The sequence below is a fragment of the Bradyrhizobium sp. 141 genome (assembly GCF_023074055.1).
Lineage (GTDB): Bacteria > Pseudomonadota > Alphaproteobacteria > Rhizobiales > Xanthobacteraceae > Bradyrhizobium.
The window spans coordinates 146,348-160,229 of record NZ_JADPKR010000082.1; the positions used below are offsets into that span (position 1 = coordinate 146,348).

The 13,882-nt window shown below is 61.7% G+C and carries 3 protein-coding genes; all 3 read left to right on the forward strand.

Annotated features, from left to right (window positions below):
• Positions 1-487: 487 nt before the first annotated feature.
• The 3 genes from IVA81_RS24070 (at position 488) to IVA81_RS24080 (ending at position 13,598) form a co-directional block, all read left to right on the forward strand.
• Complete coding sequence (locus tag IVA81_RS24070; protein ID WP_247322580.1) at positions 488-1,192, forward strand: hypothetical protein; 705 nt, start codon at positions 488-490, stop codon at positions 1,190-1,192.
• A gap of 167 nt (positions 1,193-1,359) precedes the next feature.
• Entirely contained in the window at positions 1,360-1,539 is a 180-nt protein-coding gene (locus tag IVA81_RS24075) for a hypothetical protein (RefSeq protein ID WP_247322581.1), read from the forward strand.
• A gap of 1,937 nt (positions 1,540-3,476) precedes the next feature.
• Positions 3,477-13,598 (forward strand): VCBS domain-containing protein, encoded by a 10,122-nt coding sequence (locus IVA81_RS24080; protein WP_247322582.1) that lies wholly within the window; start codon positions 3,477-3,479, stop codon positions 13,596-13,598.
• Positions 13,599-13,882: the final 284 nt, after the last annotated feature.

Genomic DNA, 13,882 nt, shown 5'->3' on the forward strand with positions numbered 1-13,882 from the left:
GGCTTCATCCGAATCTTGGGCAAAAGGCCCAGGCAGACAAGTCGGGAATCCGGGAGCAGACAAGCCGTCAGTTAAATATTGATCGTGCAATCCACATTTAAATGCGAGAGGAGCAGGGAGAAAGGCGCGACAGAGGTAATATCGTGGCAGAGTATTTAATCCGCTGCGAGGGGTATCCACGTATCGTGACATCCACAAACTCACCCCTCGGCCAGTTGCGCTTTCGTGTTCGGGGACGAGCGCAACGATGGCGATCGACCGGGCGGCGGCGCCGTGGATCGCGGGCGGGAGCGAGGCCCGGCGCAGCTCAGGTGGCTCGATGAATCGATTGCGCTGCCTCGTGTTGCAGCCCTGGAGTGCTGGAGCGGCATATTAATTAGGTGGCCCGGAGTACAATTAATTCATCGCGCTGCCCGATTTAAGCCGCATGGGAGCCGTTGTCGCCGCTAAGGCTCGAGCGGGGGTGGGGCGCACCCGGGAGTTTTCGATGTCCGGTCATTTGCGATTGTACTTCGCCAGTTTGGTCCTTGTCGGAGGTTTTTCGGCGGCGCCCGCGTCTTCCAATCCTCTTGCCGACTTCTTCAATACTGCTACGTCCCAACCTACGGTAACCTCTCCGCCGCAAGCCGAATGCGTGCCGCGTCCCGGTACCTCGACCACTGGTGGACAGCATTGGGTCTACCGAAGGGACGGTCGCCGCAAATGCTGGTTCCTGGCCGAGGGCATCGCGACGGTGAAGAAGCCCGTTCGGGCTCGCGTGGCCAAAGACCGCAGCGCCAGTTTGGACGAGAACGGGACGAAGCGGAGCGCGGTCGTTGATGCGCGCGCGGAGTTGCCGCGCTCCGCACCGCCCGAGCAATCTCTGCCGCCTGTACCGGAAATGAAGGTAGCTGACGCCACTTCCAATCTCGGCACGGGCCCCGCCCTGATGTCGGCAGCCCCCATTGTCGACCTTCCCAACCAGCTCACGCCCGAACACTCCGTGCCGGGCCAAGTCGACGTTGGGCAGCTTCTCGCCGCCGCGCCCGCCGACTCACCTCAAGATATGCCGCTGGGCGTACGCACTGCAGAGGCGCACGACGAAGCGCGCAGCTGGACGGCCTGGTTCGGTGTGCTGCTGATGACGCTTGGTGGCCTCTCGCTCTTAAGCTCGAGCCGCACGCTTCGGCACGCGTGGAGATTACGCCACTGAGGTAGCTTAGATGCGAGGTACAGCCGCCGCGCGATCGGTGGATTTCTCGAACTGGTATAGCCGAATTGCCACACGTACAAAGGTTTCCGTGCGCCACACCTAGTTTGGCACTGCCTTAGACGGACATTAGAGTACGATGACGGTCGCCTTTGGGATCGGACTGCATTATGCGGTACAAGGTGTTCGTGGTGGACGGCAGCCGGCAAGTGATCTGCGCTGCAAAGCTCGACTGCATTGACGAGCAGGCGGCGAGACGCCGAGCCGAGCAAATGCATGACGAGCATGACGTTGAGCTTTGGGAAGGCGATCGACTCGTTGCTGTGTTCCGAAGCAACAACGTCGAATGAAAGTCGCAGTTAACGCGTCGCAGCGACGTCGCCGAGGCTCGCTACCGATAATGGCAGATGCGAGGAACGCGGGCAATCCGTGCATCGAATCGCGCGAGTGAGCCAACGCGGGTCAACCTTCGGACCCGGCGGCTCTCTAAACGGCTCTTGCTTTGCCGCTCGCTTTGGTACGCCGTCTTCTGCCGATTGTTCTTGCTTCTACATGTCGGAGCTTACTTCGAAGCTTCTCCACCTCTCTAAGCTCCTCCAGAAGCGCCTGGTGCCGTTCGCTCAGAACAGCACTAGAAAAAATCTGACGCGTACTCGACATCACATGCCTCAGAAAATGATTGAGAAGTCGACGAAGAGCGAAAGACAAAGACCGCTCGACCGAAGCTCAATGAGCTGAAGCCGCAGCCGCCAGATGCTCCCAGTACTCTGCCTCTGCAAGCAGTTTCCAGCTTCTCTCAGGTTGGAGTGCGGCAGTCTGTCGGCAAAGCAACGCCATTGCGCGAAAGCGGCGGGCAGCTTCCATTTCAACCTCCCATGTTTTCTTTTCCCCAACATATTTTTCAATTTTGCGATGGAGTCATCATGATTATATGCAATAATCAAATTTACCATTTAATGGCGGTCAATTTGGTTCCCTTCGCGAGCCAACCGGGAACTGGTTTCGGTTCAAGCTTCACATCGATTTCGAATGCTTGCTCGCCGGGGCCCGGTTGCGCGGTAAAGCGAACGAGAAACGTGCGCGGACAGCAGCACGGGATGCGAAGCTTCGTGCGCGAGCATCGTGAGGACTCTTCTCGTCGCACTCCAGGGCACGGACCGGGCGCACGCTCCAGAGCGTGAGACCATCGCGGGACTAATGGTGGTGCGCTCCAAGAGTGAGGCGCGTAGCCAGGCCGCTGATGCAATCCAATGGCTGGGTATGGCTCGACAAGGACGGCTACACTGACCTGATGAGGATGACCAGCAACACATTGAAAGCCACGTTCGCCGCTTCACGGCGGGTGGGCCTGGATCGCGTCGGGTGCGCAAATCAACAATCACAGGGGTGGCGCAAAGTATTGCGAGACCTGCTTTCATGCCTCGTCTTCGCAGATAGGGCTGAGTTTCGGCTCCAGTTGGCTCCCTGCGACTGCCGATCCACGCGAAGCAAAGATCATCTCGAGGACCGAGTGCATCTGGGAGACAAGCCGTAAAATTCCGGTGTCGCCTGGCAAGGAGGGGCGCAAGAGCCTCTTTGTTGTTGATTTCGATGTATTAATGATTAAATCGAGCGCATGAATAAATAAATGGACGTGCGCTTTAATTTAAAATAGGTTTGATTTAATCAGGAGTGAATGAACGTGGCGCTTCTTGATCACGGTTGTCGCTTCTGAGCCGCGATATTGCAGAATCAATAATTGCCAAAACGTGGGCGGCCAAGCACCGGCCACGATGGGCAGGGGATACCGCTAGTTCTTTCGCGTAACTTGGCAGGGATTGTCGCTGGCGGACCTATCGCCGTCCGAGCGCGCGCTACCAATTTGCGTGAATTGAATTTGCGGCGACGCTCTCTGCTCTGCATTGGCAGACGAGGGTTGCGAATGACGTGCACGCATTTTGTAGCAATGTTCACTCGGGCTCGGGCAATTTCGAATTCTTCTCCGTCAATTTGCGATCTTTCGATCCAGCCAAGTTTGCGGTTTGCAAACATGGCGGCCGTCAGGCGCGCGACCGTGCACACGACATCCGCTCGCGAGCTCGGAGCGACTCTAGCCCCAAACAGGCTTGAGCGGCACGTGTTCCCTTTGCACATTTTCGAAGCGCTGAGCAGGACGGTAGGCATGCTGAGCAGCTCGGCATTTTTCTTCAGCAGCATAGGCAAGGCAACGGCCGATCATCCCCGCGCCATTGTGCAATTTGTGCCGGTCCGTGAATGCGGACGGCGCATCACCCAGAGGATTTAAGCTATGGCGACGCAGACAACGGGCGGCGGCAGCACGGTTTCGTTCGGCAATACTCCGCAAGCCAACACGGACATTTTCTCGTTTACGGAAGACGCCGGCAACATTCTCATCTTGAACGTGCTGGCAAATGACCTTGGGGGCGCGGCCAAGACGCTGTTCTCCCTGGACAATGGAACGAGCTCCTCCGCGTCCACCAAGAACTACGCACCGGCGGACTTGCTGGTCAAAGATGTAGCGTACAGCAGTGATGCCGCCGGAATGGCCGCAACCGGTGACCGCAGCGCCCTCGGAGCACGCATCTGGATCGAAGCGGACGGCACCGTTCATTACGACAAGGGCGACATCAACGTTCAGCTTCAGGCGCTGGCGACCGGGCAAACGCTGACTGACACATTCACCTACGCTATCCAGCTGGGCAATGGTACGCTCAGTTGGGCGACCGTGACACTCCAGTTCAATGGCGCAAACGATTCGGTCTTCATTACATCAAGTCCGCAGAGCGGCTCGGTGGTAGAAGACGCGAATGCTACGCCCGATCTCTCGGATTCGCAGGGCGCGGCCGGCACTATCAGTTTTAACGACGCCGATCTCAGCGACACGCATTCGGCCTCGTTCGCGGCAGCCTCTTCCAACACTACTTCGCTCGGCGCCTTCTCGCTCGATCCTGTCAACGAGGCGGCCAATGCCGCCAACGGCGCGGTGCAGTGGCACTACAATTTGAACAACGCGGCTGCGCAATACCTCGCTGCGGGCCAGACCGTCACCGAGAGCTTCGTGGTGACGATCAATGACGGCCACGGCTCGACAGCTACCCAGACGGTGACGGTCACGATCACCGGCACCAATGATGCGGCCACGGTCTCTTCCGAGGCGAAGGCCGTCACCGAGGGCAATGCCGCCTCCGCGCTCAACACGAGCGGCCAGCTCACCATCACCGACCCGGATACGGGCCAGGCCCATGTCGTGGCGCAATCGAACGTCCACGGGACCTACGGCGATTTCTCGATCGATGCCAACGGGGCCTGGAGCTACACCGGCAACGGCGCCCACGATGAGCTCACTGCCGGCCAGCAGGTCCAGGACCAGTTCACGGTCACCAGCCAGGACGGCACCGCCTCCGGCATCGTCACGGTCACCATCACCGGCAGCAACGACGCGGCGACCGTGAGCTCGGACTCGAAGTCCGTCACTGAGGGCAATGCCGCCTCCGCGCTCAACACCAGCGGCCAGCTCACCATCACCGACCCGGATACGGGCGAGGCCCACGTCGTGGCGCAACCGAACGTTCACGGGACCTACGGCGACTTCACGATCGATGCCAACGGGGCCTGGAGCTACACCGGCAACGGCGCCCACGATGAGCTCACTGCCGGCCAGCAGGTCCAGGACCAGTTCACCGTGACCAGCCAGGACGGCACCGCCTCCGGCATCGTCACGGTCACGATCACCGGCACCAATGATGCGGCCACGGTCTCGTCGGACTCGAAGTCCGTCACCGAAGGCGATGCCGCCTCCGCGCTCAACACCAGCGGCCAGCTCAGCATCACCGACCCGGATACGGGCGAAGCCCATGTCGTGGCGCAATCGAACGTCCACGGGACCTATGGCGACTTCAGCATCGATGCCAACGGCGCCTGGAGCTACACCGGCAACGGCGCTCACGACGAGCTCACTGCCGGCCAGCAGGTGCAGGATCAGTTCACGGTGGCCAGCCAGGACGGCACCGCCTCTGGCATCGTCACGGTCACCATCACCGGCACCAATGATGCGGCCACGGTCTCGTCGGACTCGAAGTCCGTCACGGAAGGCGACACCGCGGCGGCGCTCAACACCAGCGGCCAGCTCAGCATCACCGACCCGGATACGGGCGAAGCCCATGTCGTGGCCCAGACCAATGCCCACGGGACCTACGGCGACTTCACGATCGATGCCAACGGGGCCTGGAGCTACACCGGCAACGGTGCCCATGACGAGCTCACTGCCGGCCAGCAGGTGCAGGATCAGTTCACCGTGACCAGCCAGGATGGCACCGCCAGCGGCATCGTCACGGTCACCATCACCGGCAGCAATGATGCGGCCACGGTCTCGTCGGACTCGAAGTCTGTCACCGAAGGCGACACTGCCGCCGCATTGAACGCCTCCGGCCAGCTGACGATCGTGGATCCCGACAGCGGCGAAGCCCATGTCGTGGCCCAGACCAACGTCCACGGCGCCTATGGCGACTTCACGATCGATGCCAACGGGGCCTGGAGCTACACCGGCAACGGCGCCCACGATGAGCTCACCGCTGGCCAGCAGGTGCAGGACCAGTTCACGGTGATCAGCCAGGACGGCACCGCGAGCGGCATCGTCACGGTGACAATCACCGGCAGCAACGATGCGGCCACGGTCTCTTCGGACTCGAAGTCCGTCACCGAAGGCGATACCGCGTCGGCGCTCAACACCAGCGGTCAGCTCATCATCACCGACCCGGATACGGGCCAGGCCCATGTCGTGGCGCAATCGAACGTCCACGGCGCCTATGGCGACTTCAGCATCGATGCCAACGGCGCCTGGAGCTACAGCGGTAATGGCGCCCACGATGAGCTCACCGCCGGGCAGCAGGTGCAGGATCAGTTCACGGTGACCAGCCAGGACGGCACCGCGAGCGGCATCGTGACGGTCACGATCACCGGCACCAACGACGCGGCGATCGTCAGTTCGGACTCGAAGTCCGTCACCGAAGGCGATACCGCCGCCGCATTGAACGCCTCCGGCCAGCTGACGATTGTGGATCCCGACACTGGCGAAGCCCATGTCGTGGCGCAATCGAACGTCCACGGGACCTATGGCGACTTCACGATCGATGCCAACGGGGCCTGGAGCTACACCGGCAACGGCGCCCACGACGAGCTCACCGCCGGCCAGCAGGTGCAGGACCAGTTCACGGTCACCAGCCAGGACGGCACCGCCTCTGGCATCGTCACGGTCACCATCACCGGCAGCAACGACGCGGCGACCGTCAGTTCGGACTCGAAGTCCGTCACCGAAGGCGATACCGCGGCGGCGCTCAACACGAGCGGCCAGCTCAGCATCACCGACCCGGATACGGGCGAAGCCCATGTCGTGGCCCAGAGCAACGCGCACGGGACCTATGGCGACTTCACGATCGATGCCAACGGGGCCTGGAGCTACACCGGCAACGGCGCTCACGACGAGCTCACCGCCGGCCAGCAGGTGCAGGATCAGTTCACCGTGACCAGCCAGGACGGCACCGCCTCTGGCATCGTCACGGTCACCATCACCGGCACCAATGATGCGGCCACGGTCTCTTCCGAGGCGAAGTCGGTCACCGAGGGCAATGCCGCCTCCGCGCTCAACACGAGCGGCCAGCTCACCATCACCGACCCGGATACGGGCCAGGCCCATGTCGTGGCGCAATCGAACGTCCACGGGACCTACGGCGATTTCTCGATCGATGCCAATGGGGCCTGGAGCTACACCGGCAATGGCGCCCACGATGAGCTCACCGCCGGCCAGCAGGTGCAGGACCAGTTCACGGTGACCAGCCAGGACGGCACCGCCTCTGGCATCGTTACGGTCACCATCACCGGCAGCAATGATGCGGCCACGGTCTCGTCGGACTCGAAGTCCGTCACCGAAGGCGATACCGCGGCGGCGCTCAACACCAGCGGTCAGCTGACGATCGAGGATCCCGACAGCGGCGAAGCCCATGTCGTGGCGCAATCGAACGTCCACGGGACCTACGGCGACTTCACGATCGATGCCAACGGCGCCTGGACCTACACCGGCAACGGCACGCATGACGAGCTCACCGCCGGCCAGCAGGTCCAGGATCAGTTCACGGTGACCAGCCAGGACGGCACCGCCACCGGTACCGTGACGGTGACCATCACCGGCAGCAACGATGCGGCCACGGTCTCTTCCGAGGCGAAGTCCGTCACCGAGGGTAATGCCGCCTCCGCGCTCAACACGAGCGGCCAGCTCAGCATCACCGACCCGGATACGGGCCAGGCCCATGTCGTGGCGCAATCGAACGTCCACGGGACCTACGGCGACTTCACGATCGATGCCAACGGGGCCTGGAGCTACACCGGCAACGGCGCTCACGACGAGCTCACCGCCGGCCAGCAGGTGCAGGACCAGTTCACCGTGGCCAGCCAGGACGGCACCGCCTCTGGCATCGTCACGGTCACCATCACCGGCACCAATGATGCGGCCACGGTCTCTTCCGAGGCGAAGTCCGTCACTGAGGGGAATGCCGCCTCCGCGCTCAACACCAGCGGCCAGCTCAGCATCACCGACGCGGACACGGGTGAAGCCCATGTCGTGGCGCAATCGAACGTCCACGGGAGCTACGGCGACTTCACGATCGATGCCAACGGGGCCTGGAGCTACACCGGCGACGGCGCTCACGACGAGCTCACCGCCGGCCAGCAGGTGCAGGACCAGTTCACGGTGATCAGCCAGGACGGCACCGCGAGCGGCATCGTGACGGTGACCATCACCGGCACCAATGATGCGGCCACGGTCTCGTCGGACTCGAAGTCTGTCAGCGAGGGCGACATCGCGGCGGCGCTCAACACCAGCGGCCAGCTCACCATCACCGACCCGGATACGGGTGAAGCCCATGTCGTGGCGCAATCGAACGTCCACGGGACCTACGGCGATTTCTCGATCGATGCCAATGGGGCCTGGAGCTACACCGGCAATGGCGCCCACGATGAGCTCACCGCCGGCCAGCAGGTGCAGGACCAGTTCACGGTGACCAGCCAGGACGGCACCGCCTCTGGCATCGTTACGGTCACCATCACCGGCAGCAATGATGCGGCCACGGTCTCGTCGGACTCGAAGTCCGTCACCGAAGGCGATACCGCGGCGGCGCTCAACACCAGCGGTCAGCTGACGATCGAGGATCCCGACAGCGGCGAAGCCCATGTCGTGGCGCAATCGAACGTCCACGGGACCTACGGCGACTTCACGATCGATGCCAACGGCGCCTGGACCTACACCGGCAACGGCACGCATGACGAGCTCACCGCCGGCCAGCAGGTCCAGGATCAGTTCACGGTGACCAGCCAGGACGGCACCGCCACCGGTACCGTGACGGTGACCATCACCGGCAGCAACGATGCGGCCACGGTCTCTTCCGAGGCGAAGTCCGTCACCGAGGGTAATGCCGCCTCCGCGCTCAACACGAGCGGCCAGCTCAGCATCACCGACCCGGATACGGGCCAGGCCCATGTCGTGGCGCAATCGAACGTCCACGGGACCTACGGCGACTTCACGATCGATGCCAACGGGGCCTGGAGCTACACCGGCAACGGCGCTCACGACGAGCTCACCGCCGGCCAGCAGGTGCAGGACCAGTTCACCGTGGCCAGCCAGGACGGCACCGCCTCTGGCATCGTCACGGTCACCATCACCGGCACCAATGATGCGGCCACGGTCTCTTCCGAGGCGAAGTCCGTCACTGAGGGGAATGCCGCCTCCGCGCTCAACACCAGCGGCCAGCTCAGCATCACCGACGCGGACACGGGTGAAGCCCATGTCGTGGCGCAATCGAACGTCCACGGGAGCTACGGCGACTTCACGATCGATGCCAACGGGGCCTGGAGCTACACCGGCGACGGCGCTCACGACGAGCTCACCGCCGGCCAGCAGGTGCAGGACCAGTTCACGGTGATCAGCCAGGACGGCACCGCGAGCGGCATCGTGACGGTGACCATCACCGGCACCAATGATGCGGCCACGGTCTCGTCGGACTCGAAGTCTGTCAGCGAGGGCGACATCGCGGCGGCGCTCAACACCAGCGGCCAGCTCACCATCACCGACCCGGATACGGGTGAAGCCCATGTCGTGGCGCAGACCAACGTCCACGGCGCCTATGGCGACTTCACGATCGATGCCAACGGCGCCTGGAGCTACACCGGCAATGGCGCCCACGACGAGCTCACCGCCGGCCAGCAGGTGCAGGATCAGTTCACGGTCACCAGCCAGGACGGCACCGCCTCCGGCATCGTCACGGTCACGATCACCGGCAGCAACGACGCGGCCACGGTCTCGTCGGACTCGAAGTCCGTCACGGAAGGCGACACTGCCGCCGCATTGAACGCCTCCGGCCAGCTGACGATCGTGGATCCCGACAGCGGCGAAGCCCATGTCGTGGCGCAATCGAACGTCCACGGGACCTACGGCGACTTCACGATCGATGCCAACGGGGCCTGGAGCTACACCGGCAACGGCGCCCACGATGAGCTCACTGCCGGCCAGCAGGTGCAGGATCAGTTCACGGTCACCAGCCAGGACGGCACCGCGAGCGGCATCGTTACGGTGACCATCACCGGCAGCAACGATGCGGCCACGGTCTCGTCGGACTCGAAGTCCGTCACGGAAGGCGACACCTCCGCCGCCCTCAACACCAGCGGCCTCTTGACGATTGTGGATCCCGACAGCGGCGAAGCCCATGTCGTGGCCCAGACCAACGTCCACGGGACCTACGGCGACTTCACGATCGATGCCAATGGCGCCTGGAGCTACACCGGCAACGGCGCCCACGATGAGCTCACTGCCGGCCAGCAGGTCCAGGACCAGTTCACGGTCACCAGCCAGGACGGCACCGCCTCTGGCATCGTCACGGTCACCATCACCGGCAGCAACGACGCGGCGACCGTCAGTTCGGACTCGAAGTCCGTCACCGAAGGCGATACCGCCGCCGCATTGAACGCCTCCGGCCAGCTGACGATTGTGGATCCCGACAGCGGCGAAGCCCACGTCGTGGCGCAATCGAACGTCCACGGGACCTATGGCGACTTCACGATCGATGCCAACGGGGCCTGGAGCTACACCGGCAACGGCGCCCACGATGAGCTCACCGCTGGCCAGCAGGTGCAGGACCAGTTCACGGTCACCAGCCAGGACGGCACCGCCTCTGGCATCGTTACGGTCACCATCACCGGCAGCAACGATGCGCCGGTGCTGAACGCCAATGGCGGTTCACTGTCCTATACCGAGGGTCAGGTGGCGACCGCGATCGATACGGCGCTGATCGTGTCGGACGTTGACAGCACGAATCTGACCGGCGCGACGGTCTCGATCACAGGCAATTTCGCCTCCGGCCAGGATGTGCTCGGTTTTACCAATCAGAACGGCATCACCGGCAGCTATAACGCCAGCACTGGGGTGCTGACCCTGACGGGTTCGTCAAGTGCGGCGAACTACCAGGCGGCTCTGCGCTCCGTGACATATTCGAACTCGAGTGACAATCCGTCGGGCGCGACCCGCACCATCAGCTACCAGGTTGACGACGGGCAGACGGCCAGCCACGCCAGCAATATCGTGAGCTCGACAGTCGCGGTCATCCCGGCCAACGACGCGCCGGTGAATACGGTTCCGGGAGCACAGACGACAAACGTCAACACGACAAAGGCGATCACTGGACTTAGCATCATCGATGCCGACTCGGACGGCGCCAGCGAAACGATCACGTTGTCGGTAACCAACGGCACCTTGACCGTTTCAGGAGGTACCGCAGGGATCAGCGGCAGCGGAACGTCGACGGTGACGCTGACCGGAACAGTCAGCGCCATCAATTCTACCCTGGCCTCGACGGTCAACTACGTTCCGACATCGAACTTTGCCGGAACTAGCACTCTGACCATGACGACAAACGACAATGGCCACACCGGAGCGGGTGGGGCATTGACCGATGTCGATACGGTGACCATTTCGGTCACGAGCCCCAGCCCCTTCGCTCTCACGACTGGCACCGATACTGTCTTCTATGTATCGGGCACCAATACCGTGACCGGGACGCAATCTCCCCTAACGCTAAACAACGGTGACATGCTGACTGGGGGAAGCGGTTCGGACACTCTCGCCCTCAGTGGCGGTGGTCTGGGGCCATTCACCTTCGGCGATGGTGCAGGAAGCATTGGCCTGACAAACTTCGAAACAATAAGTCTCAGTGACGCCAACAGCGGAAATCACACCGACGCCCTGACATTCCTTTCGACATTCCAAAACGGAGGAACGCTCACGATTGACGGATCCGGCATCACTGGTAACGGCGACCTGGTCGTAGATGCTAGCGCAGTCACGTCTGGATCGTTTGTCATCATCGGCAGCTCAGGAAACGGTGGTGATGATACCCTCAAGGGCGGTTCAAGTAACGACACGATCAACGGTGGCGCAGGCACTGGCGCGGACAGGATCGTGGGCGGTGGTGGCGCAGACGCGCTTACTGGTGGTGGCGGGAACGATACATTCGCCTATCTTGCTGTCACCGACGCGGGTGACCACATCACCGACTTCAGCACGTCCGGGGATAAGCTGGAATTTACGGTAACCGCTGGGCGATTCGTCATTGGTGATGTCGATACAAGCGTTGAAAACGTCAGAACGGGCAACAACGCTGCGATAAATCTCGCCAACACGGAGGTCGGCGTCAAAACAGACGCATCCGTGACGACGGCGACAGTTCAATCAACGATCAACGGTTATTCCAATATCACCACAGGAGCTCTGTTCGTATTCCACAATTCGACGGTGGGCCACGCGCAAGTTTACTACGATCCCAATCCGAGCGTCGCAGGCGGCGCGATACTCGTTGCCGATTTGGACAACCTGACCACTCTGGCTAGCATAACCGGTGCTTTTAGCGCGGCGGACTTTGCGTTTGGAACGGCGCTTGCTCCTGCGGGCGTATCGGGGCAGCCCATCAATCTGGGTCTGACCGACTCGCCCGCCAACGAGGGGCAATTCGCCACGGTCACTGTTGCCAGCATGCCCGCCGGCTGGACACTAAATGGTGGGACGCTGCTCCCCGATGGCAAGTGGACGATCGAGACGACCGACGTCAGCTCGCTAACGGTGACATCGCCAGTCAGTTTCGCCGGAGCTTTGCACCTCGACGTGACCGTCACTCGGATGCAGCCGGATGGCTCGGCCGTAATCGAGACATTCGCCGACAATGTTGAAGCTTTTGCAGCGGGCTCCGCCATCATCGCCATTTCCGGCGACGACTATCTCACAGCGTCAAGTGGCAGTGATCTGCTTGTCTTCTCACAGCCGATCGGCCATGACGTCGTCTACAATTTCGAGATTGCGCATGATCAGATCGACCTGATTGGCTACGACAGCTTCAAGACCTTCGCCGACGTCCAGACGCATCTGTCTACCGACTATGACGGTAATGCCGTCATTGCGCTGGCCGACGGTCAAACGATCACTTTAGATGGCGTCGATGCCGGCTCGCTCGCAGCGGACGACTTCGTGTTCGACTTCAAGCCCATAGTCGACAATGCCGCCACAATGACAATCGGCAACGGCGCATTGCTGCCGTTGTCCGGTAACATCCACAATACAGGCACGATCTCGTTGAATTCGACTGGCGCGGAGACCGACCTCCAACTTGTCGAGCACGGCGTTTTGCTTGAAGGTGGCGGTCAGGTGCTGTTGTCCGACAATAGCGAGAACACCGTCAGTGGAGCTGTTTCCGATGTCACGCTGACCAACGTCGACAACACCATTTCCGGAGCCGGACAGCTCGGCGAAGGGACATTGATCCTTGTCAACCAAGGTACAATCATCGCGACGGGCACCAACGCACTCGAGATTGACACCGGCGACAACACCGTCGTCAATTCCGGGACGATTGCGGCCAGCGGCAGCGGCGGTCTGGTCATCGACAGCAACGTGGATAATTCAGGGCTGCTGTGGGCGCATGGAGCCAACATCACTCTCAATGGCAGTGTAAGCGGCAGCGGCACGGCACTGATGGATGGCGTGGCAACGATCGAGTTCGGAGCGGCATCATCTGCGCATGTCGCGCTCGATGCCGCAGCGACCGGGACAATCGTGCTCCATGACTCCTTCGACTTCAGCGGAGTCGTGTCGGGGTTTGACGGAAATGACCACCTGGATCTCCTCGACGTCGCATTCGGGGACGGCACGACCGCTAGTTATGTCGCAAATCAGGCCGGCACTGGAGGAATCCTTTCAGTGACTGACGGCGTTCATACCGCCAATATCAGCCTGTTGGGCCAATACGATCCCGCGAGCTTCCAGACTGAGGCAGACAAGAACATGGGAACGCTTATCAGCTACCACGAGTATCTGGTCTGACGCGCTGCGAGGCGATGGCTCAAGGTGCTGGGAGGGATCGCCTCAATCGTCGTGGAAAGATGTCTCGCTTCGCGCCCTCCGCATGTCGCGAAATCTGCTCTATGCGCGCCGGCCTGGTCGCAGCATCCGCTCGATTCTGCGAGTGGATTGACCGGTTGCCAGTTCATTTTGTCATCACATAATTATTGAATCCCGGAATAATAAAATTTACCGCGATCACCCGTACTATTCCGGTGAATTCAATATCGGCTCTCAGCCGGCGCTCTGCCCAAGCTTCAATTGTG